Annotated in this window: 24 protein-coding genes; all 24 read right to left on the reverse strand. The window is 40.4% G+C overall.

Annotated features, from left to right (window positions below; genetic code table 11):
- Positions 1-89: 89 nt before the first annotated feature.
- The 24 genes from GBI16_RS06755 to GBI16_RS18815 all read right to left on the reverse strand — a co-directional run bounded on the left by GBI16_RS06755 (position 90) and on the right by GBI16_RS18815 (position 16,602).
- On the reverse strand, positions 90-743 hold the full coding sequence (locus GBI16_RS06755; RefSeq protein WP_151706771.1) for an ORF6N domain-containing protein: 654 nt from the start codon (positions 741-743) through the stop codon (positions 90-92).
- Positions 744-1,111: 368 nt separating this feature from the next.
- Positions 1,112-1,396, reverse strand: coding sequence for a hypothetical protein (locus GBI16_RS06760; RefSeq protein WP_151706772.1), 285 nt, complete (start codon positions 1,394-1,396; stop codon positions 1,112-1,114).
- A gap of 267 nt (positions 1,397-1,663) precedes the next feature.
- Positions 1,664-2,101 carry a hypothetical protein gene (locus GBI16_RS06770; protein WP_151706773.1) on the reverse strand — a complete coding sequence of 146 codons (438 nt, stop codon included), beginning with the start codon at positions 2,099-2,101 and terminating at the stop codon, positions 1,664-1,666.
- Positions 2,101-2,586 carry a phage tail tube protein gene (locus GBI16_RS06775; protein WP_151706774.1) on the reverse strand — a complete coding sequence of 162 codons (486 nt, stop codon included), beginning with the start codon at positions 2,584-2,586 and terminating at the stop codon, positions 2,101-2,103. Before GBI16_RS06775 ends, GBI16_RS06770 begins: the two co-directional genes overlap by 1 nt.
- 74 nt (positions 2,587-2,660) lie before the next feature.
- A complete protein-coding gene (locus GBI16_RS06780; RefSeq protein ID WP_151706775.1) occupies positions 2,661-3,017 on the reverse strand; it encodes a DUF3168 domain-containing protein in 357 nt (118 codons plus the stop codon).
- On the reverse strand, positions 3,014-3,502 hold the full coding sequence (locus tag GBI16_RS06785; RefSeq protein WP_125275044.1) for an HK97-gp10 family putative phage morphogenesis protein: 489 nt from the start codon (positions 3,500-3,502) through the stop codon (positions 3,014-3,016). The genes GBI16_RS06780 and GBI16_RS06785 overlap by 4 nt, the downstream gene beginning before the upstream one ends.
- Positions 3,503-3,512: 10 nt before the next feature.
- The gene (locus tag GBI16_RS06790; protein ID WP_151706776.1) at positions 3,513-3,851 is read right to left on the reverse strand and encodes a phage head closure protein; all 339 of its coding nucleotides are present in this window, start codon (positions 3,849-3,851) and stop codon (positions 3,513-3,515) included.
- Positions 3,852-3,854: 3 nt separating this feature from the next.
- Entirely contained in the window at positions 3,855-4,106 is a 252-nt protein-coding gene (locus GBI16_RS06795) for a hypothetical protein (RefSeq protein ID WP_151706777.1), read from the reverse strand.
- A 28-nt stretch (positions 4,107-4,134) separates the two neighbouring features.
- Positions 4,135-4,422: a head-tail connector protein gene (locus GBI16_RS06800; RefSeq protein WP_151706778.1), complete on the reverse strand. Its 288-nt coding sequence runs from the start codon at positions 4,420-4,422 to the stop codon at positions 4,135-4,137.
- Positions 4,403-5,677 carry a phage portal protein gene (locus GBI16_RS06805; protein WP_151706779.1) on the reverse strand — a complete coding sequence of 425 codons (1,275 nt, stop codon included), beginning with the start codon at positions 5,675-5,677 and terminating at the stop codon, positions 4,403-4,405. Before GBI16_RS06805 ends, GBI16_RS06800 begins: the two co-directional genes overlap by 20 nt.
- 12 nt (positions 5,678-5,689) lie before the next feature.
- Positions 5,690-6,031 carry a hypothetical protein gene (locus GBI16_RS06810; RefSeq protein WP_151706780.1) on the reverse strand — a complete coding sequence of 114 codons (342 nt, stop codon included), beginning with the start codon at positions 6,029-6,031 and terminating at the stop codon, positions 5,690-5,692.
- 64 nt (positions 6,032-6,095) lie between these two features.
- Positions 6,096-7,415, reverse strand: coding sequence for a phage major capsid protein (locus GBI16_RS06815; RefSeq protein WP_404814585.1), 1,320 nt, complete (start codon positions 7,413-7,415; stop codon positions 6,096-6,098).
- Positions 7,416-7,417: 2 nt separating this feature from the next.
- Positions 7,418-8,047 (reverse strand): HK97 family phage prohead protease, encoded by a 630-nt coding sequence (locus GBI16_RS06820; RefSeq protein ID WP_151706782.1) that lies wholly within the window; start codon positions 8,045-8,047, stop codon positions 7,418-7,420.
- Between the two features lie 7 nt (positions 8,048-8,054).
- Entirely contained in the window at positions 8,055-8,243 is a 189-nt protein-coding gene (locus GBI16_RS06825) for an ABC transporter ATP-binding protein (protein ID WP_151706783.1), read from the reverse strand.
- Positions 8,240-9,931, reverse strand: a complete 1,692-nt coding sequence (locus GBI16_RS06830) for a terminase large subunit (protein ID WP_151706784.1) — start codon at positions 9,929-9,931, stop codon at positions 8,240-8,242. The genes GBI16_RS06825 and GBI16_RS06830 overlap by 4 nt, the downstream gene beginning before the upstream one ends.
- A gap of 1 nt (position 9,932) precedes the next feature.
- Complete coding sequence (locus GBI16_RS06835) at positions 9,933-10,436, reverse strand: terminase small subunit (RefSeq protein ID WP_151706785.1); 504 nt, start codon at positions 10,434-10,436, stop codon at positions 9,933-9,935.
- 716 nt (positions 10,437-11,152) lie between these two features.
- On the reverse strand, positions 11,153-11,278 hold the full coding sequence (locus tag GBI16_RS19025; RefSeq protein ID WP_266095370.1) for a hypothetical protein: 126 nt from the start codon (positions 11,276-11,278) through the stop codon (positions 11,153-11,155).
- Positions 11,278-11,586, reverse strand: a complete 309-nt coding sequence (locus tag GBI16_RS06840) for an HNH endonuclease (RefSeq protein WP_151706786.1) — start codon at positions 11,584-11,586, stop codon at positions 11,278-11,280. Before GBI16_RS06840 ends, GBI16_RS19025 begins: the two co-directional genes overlap by 1 nt.
- Complete coding sequence (locus tag GBI16_RS06845; protein WP_151706787.1) at positions 11,586-11,960, reverse strand: hypothetical protein; 375 nt, start codon at positions 11,958-11,960, stop codon at positions 11,586-11,588. Before GBI16_RS06845 ends, GBI16_RS06840 begins: the two co-directional genes overlap by 1 nt.
- Before the next feature lie 185 nt (positions 11,961-12,145).
- Complete coding sequence (locus GBI16_RS06850; RefSeq protein WP_151706788.1) at positions 12,146-12,619, reverse strand: hypothetical protein; 474 nt, start codon at positions 12,617-12,619, stop codon at positions 12,146-12,148.
- 393 nt (positions 12,620-13,012) lie between these two features.
- On the reverse strand, positions 13,013-14,914 hold the full coding sequence (locus tag GBI16_RS06855; protein WP_151706789.1) for a primase-helicase family protein: 1,902 nt from the start codon (positions 14,912-14,914) through the stop codon (positions 13,013-13,015).
- Positions 14,911-15,870 (reverse strand): primase-helicase zinc-binding domain-containing protein, encoded by a 960-nt coding sequence (locus GBI16_RS06860; protein WP_151706790.1) that lies wholly within the window; start codon positions 15,868-15,870, stop codon positions 14,911-14,913. Before GBI16_RS06860 ends, GBI16_RS06855 begins: the two co-directional genes overlap by 4 nt.
- Positions 15,870-16,373, reverse strand: coding sequence for a phage regulatory CII family protein (locus GBI16_RS06865; RefSeq protein ID WP_151706791.1), 504 nt, complete (start codon positions 16,371-16,373; stop codon positions 15,870-15,872). The genes GBI16_RS06860 and GBI16_RS06865 overlap by 1 nt, the downstream gene beginning before the upstream one ends.
- 19 nt (positions 16,374-16,392) lie before the next feature.
- On the reverse strand, positions 16,393-16,602 hold the full coding sequence (locus GBI16_RS18815) for a Cro/Cl family transcriptional regulator (protein WP_215900679.1): 210 nt from the start codon (positions 16,600-16,602) through the stop codon (positions 16,393-16,395).
- Positions 16,603-16,670: the final 68 nt, after the last annotated feature.

Raw genomic sequence — 16,670 nt, forward strand, 5'->3', positions numbered from 1 at the left:
CAGTAAAGCTATCAAAAACCACATCATAAAAAAATCCCCATTAAACCCAAAAGTTTAATGAGGATATTATGAATTGAGCAATTAATCTACTAAACACCCCGCCAATTCAGTTTCCCTAATACCGGCATCAGCTCAACATCTAGCTCTAAAGAACTCTCTAATTTTTCTAAAGATTTAGAAAATAGCTCCAATTCTTGAATAATAGTTTTACAGTCTTTCTTTACAACATCCAAGTGCGCTCTACGAATTAACGTGTACTGATCTGCCCGACGCACCACCAAAGTTCCGTCCTTTTGATTTTCTACAAAGTAACGCCCTTCTGTTTTTGGTAGGTACAAATCATTTCCAGTTGGAGCATAGGGTTTAACTTCATTTTTCACTGGTACTTTTTGTTCTTGGTTAAAGTAACAATCTTCCAAACGCTCAAACACATCCCAAGCATGGTCTGTATCCAGCATTTTGGCATGACGAGCAGCACCACGTGCTGTCCATAAAATGATCCTTGCTGCATTCTTTGAAACATTCCCGAAATTTTCGGGGATGTTCTTAAACTCCTTTAACGCCTCGCCTTCAAGTTTAAAAAAGTGTTTCCCTTCTACAAATCGGTCAGCGTTATAACGAAAGTTATCTAAAATATTTTTTTGAGAAACACCATAAAACCCTGCAAGCTGTGCAGTAGTTACAACGGGAACATTTTTAAAACGGATAACTTGATTATTAGATGCAGAAATTTGTGTACTCATAGTGAATACTCCTTGTGTTATCGGAATGTTCACCACCAAACTCAGGCTAATAAATTGGGTGGCGGATTAAGTAGGATTAGCCTTACCAGTCACAAGGGCCTGGCGCGCCGAAGCGCTCCCACCTAACCCGCCATAGCAGGCGCTATCTACAGAGTGCAGAAAGCTATAGACAATAAAAAACCGCGAAAGCGGTCAATATTGACCTTGTGAAATTGACTGGAGGCTAATCCAAGCACTAGATTTTGCTAGTGCCTTTTTAAAGTAGCTTGGATTGAGCATCTTGTCAATTTCATTCGAGGTTTTCGCTAATATACAACAAAAATCTAAGTTTAGTTAATTTTTTGCGTAAAATTTAAGTTTACTTAATTTTATTCTTTTATATGCAGCTTTGGCTTATTTGCAGTATCTGCATAGTGATTGGCTTCGCGCACAGCATCTAACAGGTCACTCTGGGCTTGATTCAAAGCTGTAGACAACTCAATCAGCTTGGCTGTTTCTACAATACGAATCGTATTAGTCGCTGAATAATTTTGCTTGGTTTGAATTAAAATGTTATCCATTTGGGTAACAAGCTGGCTTTGCTTAAGCAATAAAGCAGTGACAGTTTCTTCTGCCGCTACATATCGACCTAAAGCTTCATAATTAATAGTCATACTGCGCTCCAAAATATTTATATAAAGAATGAAAACCCGCCTAAGCGGATTTCTTTCTAATTGCTTTCAAACGCTCTTCTTCAAAAGTTGTCACTGGAGCGTCTTCATGTGGCATGTATGTGAGAGCAGAAACTGATTCAGGATCTTTCACTTTAAACATGGTGTGATGGGCCATTAAATTACCAAAACCTTGCTCAATTCTGCGTCCAAAAAATAAAGAGCCCCTCTTTTTACGAAAGGCTCTCCATATTTGTAGCTCAGCATTATCTAAGTTTCGTTTTGCTTCTCGGATGGTGCTTCCACCGATTCCGCAACTGACAAGCTCGCACCAGAACTCATTTTCTTCAAGTGCTTGATCTGCTGCTTTCCCGAAAAATCATTAACGTCCTCAGAAGCTTTATACATAGCATCAACAATTGCCGACACTGGCCGACCTACAGCAACAATATCGACAAAAAGTGGCTCTTTGGTGTCTGCATTATAAATAGTTTTTAAAATGCGAATTTTATGCAGATCTGCCATAAGCATACTTGTAAGATCTTGACCTCGCGTTAAATCAACCGATTCATCAAAACTTAAACGTTTTACAGCAATATTCACCGTATAGTCCTTACCATCAATGGTAAAAGCTATTTCTTTTGGCACCAATTCCAAAACCGCATTGTCCAATAATCCTAACAGAGCAGCTGAGCTTAATTTTTCCATTATGGTGTCACCTTAAACTGATCAATTACTTCTGATTGGCGTTTCATTGGAATGGTGTGATTCACCATGGCATCTACAGCAAAGACTGGAGAGCCTTTACGTAGAATAGCTTCAAAACTTGACCAAGTACGAGTTTCAGGAAGTTCAACATCACCGCCTGTTAATGTTGGCTCCGCAATACCATCTGACCACCCCACATAGACTTCAACTTTTTCCTTAGCTGCTGCCAATTCAAGTAATTTCATATGTGAGCCATTTTTGGGATCGGTATCAATTTGAATAGAACCTTCACCCGGTGTCACCAAACCATATTCAGAAGTTTTGGTACTAGTTTCCTCCAAACAAGTGGTATCAACTTCTGATGCGCTGTCATCACCAAGCACTAAGGCCTTAATACAGCCCATTTTGGTTAAGGTAGGTACACTTCCGTGGACAATCCATACAGCAGTACCATTCGCTAAAACACCTTTTTTCTGTTGTGCCATGAGTAGCTACTCCTCAAATTTTTGGCATTAAAAAACCACCTTTCGGTGGTATACAAAACAAATTAGTTAATGACTTATACGCCCGACCAGTAACTCATATCCCAGCCACGGCCAAACAGTTTTGTTTCAAAATCTTCATTATCTGGATGCTTGCCTAGATAAAAAAAACCTATTTTTTCCAGAACTTTAACTGCACGCGATCTTATTGCCTCAGCATCTTCGATATCGTCATGCCAAACCACTAGCTGAAATGAGTTATTTTCATTCACAGCTCCACAATCCACAGTATGCTCTGGATTAGAACCAATTCCCTGAAAAACAATATATGGAACAGGTGTACCAAAATCTGCTGTATTCGGAAATATTCTCTCCCCTAGTTTTGGCCCCAAAATATCATCTGCCTTAAGCGCTCGTGAAATTTCAACTGTCATAAAGCCAATTCCTTATCAATTTCAGCACTAAAAACTTCTGAAAACTTATTCGTTATAGCATCAATATTATTACTTAACGCAGGTCTTAAAAATGGAGTAGCAGGCTGTCTAGATGTACCAAACTCTAAGAATCTCCAATAAAAAACCTTACCTTCAACTTGATAAGTCTTACCCACTCTACCTGTACGTCGATTTTCACTGCTATTTACATAAGGCATTTTTGCCCCACCTCTAACACCTACTTTTATTACAATTGAATTGGAGTCACGGCTTTTACCACCGCGAACAACAATTTCTTTATAAATTTTTTCAGATGTTATTGGATCATCTAGGTTTCTAGCGGCACTTCTTGCAACATCTCTTGCAATATTCATCGCCTGACGTGCAGCTTTTCGCGCAATAGATTTTGCTTTTTTAGGATTGGCCAACAGATCAAGCTTAGATTGCACTTGATCTAAACCCTCAAGCTTAAAATTGACAGCCATATCACCCACCTTAAGAGCGCTGAATGCCCTCTGAAAGTAAAAATGTAATGTACTCATTACCGCTGCCCACATCCTCAAGCGCTTGACTATCAATAGCGTAACGCTTGCCTTTGTAGATCACTGACATTTCTGTATTTATGTCTTCGCGATAACGAATTTTTAAACGCGCAACAACTTTGGACTGATTCGCCTGAGCAGCAATCAAATCCTTACCCGATAAATGCGTAACCTTGGCCCACAATTCTTTATAATCTAGCCATGTCCCAGGTACTGGATAGCCATCCGCATTACGTTCAGTCCCTTTCACTTGGACTACCACACGATGTCGCAATTCACTTGCTAAACCCATAATTTAACCATCCAAATATTCGGACGATGAAGACCCATCGTCTTCATCATTTTCTGAAATAAATTCAGCAATCAAATCATTATTTTGATCAATAATTTTCGCCAAAAGAACATTTTGCTCAGCGTGGCTGTTGATCAGTGCTGTCATTTGCAGGCTTTGATTGCTGATTGTCTCCAGCAGTTGAGAAACTAAGCTGCTGCAACAATTTTCGCATTCGCAGCTCTGCCCGCTTGGTTTGTTTTCGAATCCACTCACGTCTTTCCTCACAACTTGAACAAGTCATCTAAATCACCAATGGAACGTAATATCGAGAAAGTAAGTCTTTGACTGGCTGTGGTAAAAAACCTTCATTTGAAACGGTATCTTTACCAACTCCACGGTTATCATCAAAGTAACCACACATCATCAAAATTGCTCGCTGATGAATCTTATTTTCAGCATCGAATTTATTCAAAATATGGTCTTTCACGGCCTGTTCTGCACTATCTAAAATTGACTGCAAGTCTTGGGCAACAATGTCATCTTCGTCATAGCGAAGATGACGTGCCACGTCAGCTGTTGTCAGTGCCATCATCATCTCCTTTAGACTTTGCCGAACTTGTATCAAACGGATTTTCTTTCGCATCCCGCTTTGAGATAGCTTCAAGTGAATAATTTTGTTGCTGCATATATGGTGTATCACCACCAATTACAGGTTCATAGTTAAATACAGCACGTGCCTCATTAGGCGCAAAAATTCCACGCTGTACGCCCAATGAATAGAAATTCATTTGAGAAATGCTATCCATGCGAAGAAGTATCGAGAGATCTAGGAAAACCTCATAACCTTGAGACTTCAGATCAAATGCTTCATCAAAACAATTTTCAATGGCCTCAATTGGGCTTTGTAAACAACTGTTCAGATAGATTCGCTCCATATCCTCAACTTTTTGGCCTTGAGGGATACTCCCAATACCTACTTTCCATGGCGGAACATTGAATACAGAACAACAGACTTCAGCCGCCCATTTGTGTTGCTCAATCATTTGTGCATCCGCTGCGGGCATGGCCATTGCGATATATTTCACATCGCCACCAAGGACTGCAGTCTTACCAATATTTTCACCTGAATAGTTACTTTCCCATGCGTCTTTAATCTTTTTGGCATCCTCCTCAAGAATCTTGCCAGGCATGGTTAAAATTCCGCTAGGACGACCATTATTATTGAAAAACTTGGCACCATATTTTTGAATTGCCACACCTTGAGCTGAACTCAAGCCGCAAGCAACAAGCGGGCTAATTCCGACAAGTGCGTGATATAAGCAGTTCCAACGGTCATGAATGATTTCAGAAGCAGGCAAAATGATAGATTCTTGCTGTTTTGCAAGCTTATCTATTCCAATTCGATAAAAAACATCACCCGCATCACTGACTAAAGGTGTTACGTTGTCAGGATTCAGAACAATAATCTGTTCAACATCACCATAAGCATTTCGCAGTTTTAAAACGTATACATTGCCACGTGTATGCTTTGAGATAATGTAAAACTCAAGAAACTGCTGCATGGTTTGAAAATGATTAGGTTTTTCAAGAAACTTAAGCTTTTTATCTTTAGCTTTAACCCAAACACCATTTTCTTGCTTGCGAAGCTGCAAAGGTAATTTGCCTATGTCTTTCGAAATAATTGAAATACAGGCAAAAACTGCATGAAATGAAAGTTGATCTTCTCGACTTAGCTCAATATTTCGCTGCCATGCTCCCATGAATGGTTCCAAGATTCGCCATCCGCCACCACCATTGACAGGTGACAAGGATTTTTTGCGAAATACATTGCTAAAAAAACCCATTGATTTCACCCCTTATTTAGATGCTTTAGAGCCCTTTTTCCCAGGTTCCTCGACTACAGATAGCGTTTCAGGCTGTTGAATCATATCGCCATAGTCACCAACGACAGGTCTGCCATTCAAATTCAATAAAATGTTTGGCGGTATATCCTCATAAGCCTTTTCTGCTGCTTTACGCTCAGCTTCAGCTTCTTCTACTGCAATTCGTGCAGCTTCAGCCTTTTTAGTGGCTTCCTTTTCATCAAAAATTTCTGCTGCACCCAATTGAATGAGTACATTAGCTTCATAATCCTGAAGGTCTTGCACAGATCCAGCTCGACCAGAGCAAATATCTTTCAAAAATTTAACTTTTGGCATTTTCTCTACTCAACAAAAAGCCCCTAAAAATTAGGGGCTTCAACACCAATTGGATTATTTCAAATTATGGCAATTGCGAGTAATCAATCCATGCGGCCGCAATCGGGCGACGTTTAGCCCACGTAATAAATTTTTCTACACGCACTGCAAATTTATTTTCTTGCCACAAATTAATAATCGTGCCATCCGTATTTTCAAGCGTTGCCTGATCTGAATATGACACATCCACACCGCCATCTTGAGCCAATAGAATTTCAGAAGTTTTAATAAGCTGAATCACATCGCCAACAGTCTGAGATGTCACAACAGGTCGGCCGTTTAGCTCTTTATTGACGCCTTGCATACCTTCAAAGTAATAATTACCCAAAGCATCACGTAAACGGCCCATACGCGATGCGCGTGTTTCGGACATCAAATAATACGATCCATCCAGCGACAAATTCGCTTCCAGAAACTTATCTTCTAATAATTGAAGGTCATTGTCATAAGCTGCTGCAGTAATACCAGTAGCATCAATAGGAGCAACACCATTGAGCATTCCTGCTGGAACTTCATCTGTTTGAGCTTGAGAACCCACAAAAGTCTCATCAATTAGAATTTGAGAAGCTTCAATCAAGTCATCACGGACCAAAACATCTACAGCTGGATCAGAGCGTCGAATTAATTCAACGTTATATGCAGTGATTGCAGCCAATTTATGCTGTGCAATTTTGACATCAGCAAACTCTGGGTTGGTCATCGGTTTTTTCTTGCCTTGCCCCACCCATGCAGCCTTACCACGCTTAGTTTTGGATGGGATTGTGGTATTAAAAGGCACACTTCGCATACCCTTTAACTTGTCAAAAATAGTTGCTGCTTGCAACATGTTTACAAACTCGCCAACCAGACGATTTTCTTGCACTAATGCTGCAGCAAAATTTGGGTCGCTTGTAGAACCAACTGTGGCCTTTTCTACAAGATCTTGGACTTCCTGATTAAAACCCAACTGCTTTGCCATGTCCAAAGGAGAAACATAATTGCCCTTTTTAGCTTCAACCTGTGCAGCAAACTTAGCGCGAGCAAATTGAGCAAAACCGATACCCGCAGGCAAATTACTTTTAACTTCAATAGTTTTTTTACCCTGAGTCGAATCCAAACCTTTTTCAGCTGTGCCGCCATCAACAGGCGTTGTATTTTCATTCCAATCTGCTTGTGATTTTTGCAGATTTTCAAGGCGTTTGAGGTTCAATTTAAGATTTTCAATTTCAGCCTCATGACCCTTGATAGTTTCTTCATCTTCACCTTCAGGGGTCTTGCCCTCTTTCAGCGCCTTTTCCATAATCACAGATACTTTTTTCTCAGTATCTTTGATGGTTTCTTTAATCTTATTAATATGCTCTTGCAAAGTCATACGAGTTTCACTCCAGTAGATTTAAATTTTGGTGCTTCAAACAGCTTTACTCCGCCCACTTTTGGTACTGGAGCTGTTGAATTGGTTGATTGAGGCGGTTTGCACGGCAAAGACTTTTCTTGCTGCTCAATGTTGTGTTTATTTGACTGATCGGGATGGCAGAGTGTCTTAATGCCAGTGATTGTTGCTTCCTGATTCGCAGGAATCGTGACAGCGGATAATTCATACCAATCCCATTTGATGAACTTATATCCCCAAGTACCCTGAATATCAGCTACTTCAAGACCACGAAAACCAATTGAAAGACCACGAACTAGGCCAGTTTTAATACTGTCCCAAGCTTCTTGCAGACGCTTTTTCAGTTCGTCTGATTCAACTTCTTCAGGTTTTACTAACTGGATGACAACCTTAATACCTTCGTCAGTAACTTGAGCTTCAGTGACTTTTCCAATTGGTTGTCGCTTATCGTGCTGCCATAAAAATGGAACTGGCAATGTGAACTGCGCTCCTTTTGGCTCAACAACATCATCAACACGGTCAGGCGTTGGGGTTGTCGCAATACCCTCAAGCTTCCACTCTTCATCATTGACCGACTTAACTTCGAGTAAGCTATAAGCAAGCTTCATCGCTTTTTTACTCCTTGGTTTTACTTAGCTTTAAGCCTGATTGAAGTGCTTCCAACTTTTCACAAGCCAAAAAAAATCGCTCATCAATTTGAGCGATTTCTTTATCTGTTTTGCCTGCTGTTGTGCAGGCCCCATAATGGTTTTGCAGGCTCCATTGTCGCCCAATTTCTTGCTTTATATTTTCATTTCGCGTCATACAAAATACACCCCATAGCTTTCTGTTGGCGTTTCAGGATTTTGAGACATAATTGCACACGCATTCATTGATGCCATCAATGGGTCAATCTTGCCACGTCCAGATTCTTGTTTAGTAATCATCAAAGCATTTCCCTTCAGTACGCCTTTTGCATTACCCACGCACCAGTTCATCATGCGCTGGCCAGCATGTAACAATTCACCTTCTGCAAGTTTCCACTCTAATGTTTGTGCATATCCTGAAAGCATATAACCTTGTGGCACCGCAACCATTTTCTCAAAATCAACACCTTCAGCAATTAAGCCGTCTTGCATTGAAGGCATACCCAATTTATCCATGCCGATGGCATGTTTTTCTGGAAGTTTCCCACTATTATCTAAACGTTTAATAATTTTTCCAGCTTGCGAAATTGCTTCGCCCAAATTTTTGACAATGGTTAAATCACCATCATCCTTAAAATCAAGTAATGCAGGTGCAATTTCCTTACGTCTTTCCAAAACAATTTCATGAGCCCAGGCTTTAGTCCAAAGATACCAACGACCTCGATCATCCATATCCCTCCCCATGACTGCCATACCAAATAAGTCGTCCAAACCACCACCATCAAGGCCTACAACAATGACATCACTCAAAGCAATGATTGTTTCAATAACCAATCTTTCCTTGTAAGCACATGTCATCCAAAAGTCTGCACCTGCCCAACGATCCGCACGCTTATTCAGGCCAATTTCGACATTCAAATACTTTGCTAAAAAGATTTGAATCGAATCAGCACCGTTTTCTTTTGCCTGCTCATACTTGTTCAGCAAAAAGCGGATATGAGTAGAACGACCAAGATTTGGATTTGTCACATAAAAATAATCTGGGTTCAAATAGCTTTCATCATCAATCAAGCTTTGCGGAAATTCATACAGTAGGGGTAAAAAAGATGGATTATTAATTTCACCATCACGCACTTTGCGAGCATAGTCTAATTTCTTTTTGAATATTCCAGCTGGCGGTTCATCTGACTGAGTAGACAACCAAATTAAAAAACCTTCAGGGAAAGAAGCCATACCACCCGTTGCTTCCTCAAGCATCGGCTCGGCATTAGCACGTTTACCAAAAATCCAAAGCTCATCAACAAGAATATATGCACCTTTTTTACCACCCACCGAACCCGTATCCGCTGCCACAACAGATAAAGTTGCCTTTGTTTTTCTATGCGTTACAGTGCGAGTATGCTCAGACACGCTAAACAGCGCCTTCAATTTGAGATCTTCGCGAATCATGTCCCGAATTGGTTTAAATGAATTATCAGCAACCTCTTTCGTTGGTGCCAAAATAATAAATTCAGCCGAATGTCGGTCATTTAAAATAATCGCTGTCAGCATGATGCCTGCAGCAAGTGTAGACTTCGTATTTTTCTTACTGATCAGCAGAAAAAATTCGTTAATTAAGCGCTCATTTTTTTCGTAGTCATAAGCGCCAAAAATCACACCAACAAAATCTAAAACCCACTGCCCTGTTACTTCACCAACTTTCGGCTTGCCAGCAACATCAACTAACGTAAGTTTTTTAAATACGTTTAGAGCCATTTCGGCTTCATCTGGATATAACGGCTTGCAAGCAATCAGTGATTCTTTTGCCAGAATCTTCTTTTCCCAATCTGGGCAAGCTGTAGTCCAAATTGGGGACATTGAAGACATATCAACTCACTCTTTGCTGGCCTCGCGCTGCTCGCTGATTTCCAGCTGTCGCAAAGTCATCATCATTTTCAGAAACATCATCTGCTGCAGCGTCACGGCCTTGCTTGATACCCATTTCTCCAACTTTGCCAAACTCATAAGGCAAAGCAGCTTTAGCCGCTTCAATACGAACTTTCCGTTCTAATCGGGGGTTTTTATAAACTGATCGCAAATACTCAAGCGAATTTGTTACACTCTCCATCTCTTTGATGTCGGCTTGTATTGCAGCTTCACCAAGAGGCATAGATTCAAATACAAAGCCCGCCCCCTGCCCCCCTGATTTTAAAAGCCCGTCCAGATAAGTTAATACCTCGGGATCTTTTGCTAATTGACTGCCTTTTGACCCTGCTGACTTTTCTGAATAGCCCGCTTCAATAGCTGCCTGCTTATTGGACAATTGGCGACCATCTTCACCAGTTTTCAACTTAGCATGTGCGAATTTTTTCATCTGTTCAGTCAAAGCCATTTTTTCACCTTAAAATCTGAATTTTTTGAAAAATTAATCTAAATTTATGATTTTCAATAAATAGTTTATTTACTTTTCCGAAAATCGACGTTTTTTTTACAAATGAGAATAGGGGGCGGTGTCCGCTTGGACCCAAATTTTTAAAATTTCATACCCCCCACGGGTTTTAAGCTGCACCAATATGATGCAAGTTATTCATTTTATTAAGATGTTCCACGAAAACCTTAAGAGAATGAATATCTTTGTATGTTCCACGAATTAAAAATCCCTGCCGTTGCCGACAGGGATTTCATTCATTCGAGTCACATCAAATCTTCGTGCTTAACGTTTCATCACCCAACGGCTTCATCAAGCAGAAGCTAGGCTTATTGATTGGCAAGATGCGAACCTTGCACAGTGTTAGTCGGTCTTAGTGTTCACCCAAAGCTATTCACGAGTACCGAGACACCACCCTACTAGCTCTCCACTTTCAGATTTATGTATCGCCTACAGATTCAATCAATGGCCGTCTATTCCGAGCTGCCAACATAGAACCACGCTAGCGTGTGCAGGTTCTGTATGTTCAATTAATCCTTGATGCGTTGCAGTCCGATCTGCTTCAATTGCTCATCACTCAGGTCATGGATGTTGCCGATATCAATAGAGCGTAGTTCAACATGCAATGGAATCTGGTCTAGAAATTTAGGAGTAACTTTTAAATCTAAAGACCATAGCTGCTAATCCACACCTGCCTTCAATGTAATTTCTTGAATGCCACGGATACGAGAACCATCCTCAAGAACTACATGTGACCCCATGCATGCAGCGCCATCTGGTATTTCAAATCTTACTATCTGCCCCATTATCGACCCTGCCCTTGTTTACTTTCCTGCAATGTTTTCTTGTCATGGCATGGCTTGCATAGTGACTGTAAGTTGTCCATATCATCCGTACCACCTTGAGCCTTGTTGACAATGTGGTCACACTCAAGATTCATAGTTACTCGTTGGCACTTGCAACAAGTCCAGCCATCACGCACATGAACCGCACGCTTTAATCGCTGCCAAGGTCTACCGCCACGGCCTTGTCCATAATTCTTCTGGGTGGTCAATGTTGGTTGATTACTCTTCAACGTTGGCAATGAACCACCAAGCTTTGCTAATCGTGTCATCACTTCACCGTATATAATTTCGCGTCTGTGGGAATAGGTTCATGCACTGTCAGCGTTTTGCCCTCATTGATTCGCTGAAAGCATGGTTCACACAAAGCTTGCCAGTTTTGAATATTCCAAAATTTAACTTGGCTTGTCGGATCTACAAGGTGGGCAACCTGCTCTGCTGGGCTTGTATAACCACGCTTTGCACAATCATGGCAGTAATTATTTGCCAATAAGAAATCAGCACATGCTTTACGCCATGCTTTGGACTTATCATCCATCAATGACTTAGCTTTTGCCTTTTCTGCTTTGGCCACAGCACGTTCATGCTCTTTCCAGTGCTCATCCCGTTCACGCTTACCCATACAATCACCAACGAACTCGGCCATAAAAAAACCCACAAGACTGTCACCGTGGCAATCTTGTGGGCATAAAAAAACTGCATGAACCTCTGAGAGAACATGCAGTCGTTAAATTGAGTCTCACGACTCACTGGAGAACTACAGCGTTTTAATTACAGTTTTCCATTGTGGTAAAAATTAACTTATCTTTGCTTTTGTGTCAATTATAAAGTTTACTTAATTTTACTTACCTGAGTAAAAATTTTATCTTCGCCATTTGACAGCTCCATATTTAGATCTTGAATAACTCGATCAACCCATATCTTCATATGTTTCCGTACAGTGGTATCACTCCAGCCACAAAGTGCAGCCCTAGCTCGTTCAGTTGGTTTATAGCTGGCTGGCACTAAACAAAACTCTGTCACAGCAATCAGCAATATCGATTGATGATAATCATGGCTTACACCTGATTCAGTAAATTTAGACTCATACTTAGCCACCAAAATTTCACTAAAGATTTTTACATTCGATTTAGTGTTCGCTCCAAAGTATTTAAGGCGAAGTAGATTGTCTTCAAATTGAGTTAATTTTGCATAACTCATTGCAAGCACTACATCTTGCGCTGTCAATGGAGGTGAACCACCATCAATGCGGTCTGCCCCGTAGTTGATTGATTTAGGATTGAGCAAACGTAGGAATTTTTCCATTATAAAAGCCCCGCTGCAAAGGTACACAAAAATAAAATACTAAAATCAACATCTTGGAAAGCAATGTTTAGGTTTGTCAATTTTTTGTGTATGTTCACAAAAAAAGGTAAACACAGCAAAGCCTTTACTGAGAAGGCTTTTAATAAAATGTTTACCATGTGTACCATATATACAAATATTCTTACGTGAGAATACTTTTTTAACGGATTGATATTAATCAAGGTGGTGTTGAAAGTGGTTGTTTGAAAATACGCGCGTATGCGCACACGCGCGCAATGGTACACATAGTACACATTGATAATATAAGGCTTATGTAGTGCGGTCTGTGCGTGTGTACCATTGCTTAACAATGGTAACCACGACGGTACACATGGTACACATTTCAGTTGATTTTTAATAGTTTTTTGGAAATGGCGGTTCATTATCATCCCCATGCAATGCATTGTCAAATTTTTCAATTGAAGCACCAAGCCAATCTATTTTAGATGTTTTGACTAAGTCGCCATTTCTGTCTGGAGTATATTCTGGCATCTCACCAACAATAATCACTTTGGTCTGTTTAGCTTGAATTATTGCGGACGGTTTTCGCCAATGCTCCTGTTTTTCAGTGGAGACAACTCCATATTTCTTAGCTTCACCCATGAAGCGTTTTAAACTAACAACGTGCTCATTAGTGATTTTGCACCATTTTTGATAAGCCTCATACAGCTGCATTGTCGTGCAAGTACAGTACGGATAGTCCGTTTCCCCTGCTTTCCAGTGAGTGATGAACGTGTCATAGCCAGGCAAGGTATACGCAATAATCTCTTGCTTTGCTTTGGTCATTGGAGGTTTTGTATGTGCATTAAAACCTGTCAAATCTATCTGTAGAAGCAATGTATAAAATGCATCAATTACGCTTTGATCATCCAGATCCATGACTACCTGATCTAATAAATCTTGCGGAACAATCGATTTCGGATACAAAACCAAGAATCGACGATCATTTTCTTCAATCGGCAAAGGCTGAGTATGGTTTGATAAAAACACTGTATTCATATGGTTCGCCTGCTGCATCGACGACAAGAATTTTTGATGTATTGACAGTTTAGAGCCAGTGATCAAATGCTTAATAAAACCCATCATGCCATGCTTGGTTTTATTATTCGCAATTTCTTCAAACAGCAAAAAAAGCACTTCATCAGCCCAATCGTTATATTGGCTTTCCAAATCTCGCTGATCTAGCGTCTTATGATATTTGGAATAGACCTTTTCCATAACACCGCCAAAAAATAGCGACTTCCCTGCGCCATGTATATTGCCATGCATAAGAATCGAAGAAGCCATTTTGGCGCCTTTGTTCTGCAACGGATAAGCCAGCCATCGAATTAGCCAGCCGTATGCCTTCGGCTCCCCATCGCATAAATGACGCAACAATTGATCAAAACTTCTACATTTTTCATATGCAGACTTCTTACTCATCAATAAATCAGAGTTATCAGGATCGCTTAGTGCAACAACCTCCAAACCTGTAAATCTGTTGATTTGATGAGATTTATGTGAATTAGTCGGATCAAAAATAAGATCCGTATTATGAATCATGCTTCTATGTGGGGATTTAAACCACATATCATACTGGTTTGGAAATGCTTCTTTAATCGCTATGTTTTTAACGCGCTCACGATGCAATCTATCCCAACTTTCTAGCGTACCTTCAAGATGCACATAACGGCCTAATAAATCATTAATTTCTAATGCTTCTAGCTTATCAACCTCGACTTTGAGCGTATCAGCATCAATCATTTTACGCTTTCGGTGTGACTGCCACTTTTCTGCGACTGATTTGCCAACCATTTTAGTAAATGCTGTTGACTTAATAATTTTCTTTCGAAAGGAATCCCAAACATCTGTTTTACCTTCCACCAACTCAAAACGACTCAAACATTTTTCAACAGTAAAATCAGGCCGTTCGTATTCCTGAGATTCCCCTTGCCCCTCAGAATCAGGCCCACCAGATTGATTTTCACGCTCAATCAAGTCCGCTTCCGTATAAGTATCTAGCCCAAATTCATGAGAAACACCCTCATGATAGATTTCTTCAGCCAAAAGCGCCTGATCCGCAGCCGAAAATTGCCCTAAACCTTGGCCTGCAAAATTAAGGGGGTTCGGGGGAACGGCAAAAGCAGAAGATTGAGAAAAAATACCGCTTTCGATCTGCTTGCGCACTTCTGCTAACCCTGACATCACATGCAGGTCATTGAAATCAGATAGGTGAGAATTTGATTGTGGCTGCTCTAAAATTTCCTCTTCACTCATACGTTCACCACTTGACTAAATTCGGGAAGAATCACAATACCGCCTGTTGCAGCCACAGCTTTATTAGCGGCTTTCAAACCTGCATCTGGTGGTTCTGAATGACTGTCATCGTCTGCACAATATACAAGACGTGCGTATGGATGGAGTGATCGGATTTCTTTACCCACTTTGTCTATATTTCCTGAATTGAATGCGACGACAGTGACGTGTCCTGTAGCTTCATGAATGCTTGCAGCTGTGGCATAACCTTCTGCAATACAAATGAGTTGATCTTGCTCAGTGACATGTCCAATCATGAAAAAACATGAACTCACACGACCACCAAACAAAAATGGTTTATGCCCATCAGCATGAATTTCCTGAATATTCCAAATTTTTCCATGTATATCGAATAGCGGAACAATGAGATTTCCCTTTGCATTAATTTTGCATCCGAAATTTTTAATCTGTTTTCGTTCGATATATGGGCAGTCACGGTCATGTGATTTTTCAGCCCATCGACGTTTTGCATTTTTTGCTGCAGCTTCTTTGGCTTTCAATTCATCTGCTTCAGCCTGTTTACGACGCGCTTCAGCTTCATTACGCCACCTAGTACGATCCGCAGCATTGGTTTTACCTTCAGTACTTAGTCCAAGCTCAGTGCCGATTTCATTTAAAACCTCTTTTCGAGTCCATCCACGTGCCTGAGCTACCAAAGAAAAACCATCACCTGCACCACAAACATTGCAGATCCATGATCCATTTCCCTGCTGATCGTCACAACGAAAGCGATCCACATTACTTGCTTTTCCAAGCGTCTTGCCTGAGACGCTAGAAGTTGACGGACTTCTTGCACAAATCGGACATGGCCCGTGTTGATTTTTAGATGCAGGAACTTGAATACCAAAAGACGGGAAAATTTTGGATTTCCATAAACCATTTGCAGCATCCCGAACTTGATCAAACGAAAGTGCCATTATTCAAACTCCGCATCACGTTCAGCTTTAGCACGAGCCAATTTTTTTAACTGTGCAACCGCTGCGATCAGGCACATTGCATCTTTTTCGATAGTTGCCATTTCAACTTCTGCAATTCGCCCATCTTTTAGCGAGTTGCTCACGGTGCTAAAAAGCTCCCCGACCCGATTTGATACTTTGCCAATATTTTCCAGAAAACCAATTTCATGAATATCTAGATTTCCTGAAAGTTCATAAACCACGGCATTACCATGGGTAGCTGACAAACTTTCCAAAATTCGGATGTCTTTTGTATATTTTAAAACTGCTTCAATATGCTCTGGATGTAAGTGGTACTGATCGTTATTAATATCCACGCATTTACTAAAAACCATTGGGTTAAACCCATTAATTTCAGCAATTGCCGCTTTACTACCATGTCGGTCTTTACATGCTCGATAAACTGCAACGTCCAAAGGTAAAACGGAATTTTCAGCAGCAAAATTTGACAAAAATTCTGACATATCCAATTCGCTCCCAAGATTAGACATTACTTTCAGCAAAGTTCTGATTTACAGTTTGTTTATGTACTAAACCAAGCAGTAATTCTTTTTCCAAAACCTCATATTCACGACGCTTTGGAATACATTCAGGGTTCCACTGGCTTACAGCCTCTGGGGAAATTTCCAACAATGCAGCAAGATCTTTGGATTTCTTACAATTCAATTTCTTCTTTGCTTCATCAAGAGTCATCTTTAATCTCGTAAAATTAAGTAAAGTTAATTAATTAAACACAACTAAACTTTACGAGTCAAGAATTA

Source organism: Acinetobacter sp. TUM15064 (assembly GCF_008980265.1).
Taxonomy (GTDB): domain Bacteria; phylum Pseudomonadota; class Gammaproteobacteria; order Pseudomonadales; family Moraxellaceae; genus Acinetobacter.

Coding starts and splice junctions, on each gene's coding strand:
- GBI16_RS06770 (WP_151706773.1), bottom strand. CDS start 2,101: ATGGAAAAATTAAGCTCAGCTGCTCTGTTAGGATTATTGGACAATGCG.
- GBI16_RS06850 (WP_151706788.1), bottom strand. CDS start 12,619: ATGGAAAAATTCCTACGTTTGCTCAATCCTAAATCAATCAACTACGGG.
- GBI16_RS06825 (WP_151706783.1), bottom strand. CDS start 8,243: ATGACGCGAAATGAAAATATAAAGCAAGAAATTGGGCGACAATGGAGC.
- GBI16_RS06855 (WP_151706789.1), bottom strand. CDS start 14,914: ATGAGTGAAGAGGAAATTTTAGAGCAGCCACAATCAAATTCTCACCTA.
- GBI16_RS06775 (WP_151706774.1), bottom strand. CDS start 2,586: ATGGCACAACAGAAAAAAGGTGTTTTAGCGAATGGTACTGCTGTATGG.
- GBI16_RS06830 (WP_151706784.1), bottom strand. CDS start 9,931: ATGTCTTCAATGTCCCCAATTTGGACTACAGCTTGCCCAGATTGGGAA.
- GBI16_RS06780 (WP_151706775.1), bottom strand. CDS start 3,017: ATGACAGTTGAAATTTCACGAGCGCTTAAGGCAGATGATATTTTGGGG.
- GBI16_RS19025 (WP_266095370.1), bottom strand. CDS start 11,278: ATGGGGCAGATAGTAAGATTTGAAATACCAGATGGCGCTGCATGCATG.
- GBI16_RS06760 (WP_151706772.1), bottom strand. CDS start 1,396: ATGACTATTAATTATGAAGCTTTAGGTCGATATGTAGCGGCAGAAGAA.
- GBI16_RS06835 (WP_151706785.1), bottom strand. CDS start 10,436: ATGGCTTTGACTGAACAGATGAAAAAATTCGCACATGCTAAGTTGAAA.
- GBI16_RS06820 (WP_151706782.1), bottom strand. CDS start 8,047: ATGAAGCTTGCTTATAGCTTACTCGAAGTTAAGTCGGTCAATGATGAA.
- GBI16_RS06845 (WP_151706787.1), bottom strand. CDS start 11,960: ATGGCCGAGTTCGTTGGTGATTGTATGGGTAAGCGTGAACGGGATGAG.
- GBI16_RS06865 (WP_151706791.1), bottom strand. CDS start 16,373: ATGTCAGAATTTTTGTCAAATTTTGCTGCTGAAAATTCCGTTTTACCT.
- GBI16_RS06790 (WP_151706776.1), bottom strand. CDS start 3,851: ATGGGTTTAGCAAGTGAATTGCGACATCGTGTGGTAGTCCAAGTGAAA.
- GBI16_RS06800 (WP_151706778.1), bottom strand. CDS start 4,422: ATGGCACTGACAACAGCTGACGTGGCACGTCATCTTCGCTATGACGAA.
- GBI16_RS06755 (WP_151706771.1), bottom strand. CDS start 743: ATGAGTACACAAATTTCTGCATCTAATAATCAAGTTATCCGTTTTAAA.
- GBI16_RS06785 (WP_125275044.1), bottom strand. CDS start 3,502: ATGGCTGTCAATTTTAAGCTTGAGGGTTTAGATCAAGTGCAATCTAAG.
- GBI16_RS06840 (WP_151706786.1), bottom strand. CDS start 11,586: ATGACACGATTAGCAAAGCTTGGTGGTTCATTGCCAACGTTGAAGAGT.
- GBI16_RS06860 (WP_151706790.1), bottom strand. CDS start 15,870: ATGGCACTTTCGTTTGATCAAGTTCGGGATGCTGCAAATGGTTTATGG.
- GBI16_RS06810 (WP_151706780.1), bottom strand. CDS start 6,031: ATGCCAAAAGTTAAATTTTTGAAAGATATTTGCTCTGGTCGAGCTGGA.
- GBI16_RS06805 (WP_151706779.1), bottom strand. CDS start 5,677: ATGGGTTTTTTTAGCAATGTATTTCGCAAAAAATCCTTGTCACCTGTC.
- GBI16_RS18815 (WP_215900679.1), bottom strand. CDS start 16,602: ATGACTCTTGATGAAGCAAAGAAGAAATTGAATTGTAAGAAATCCAAA.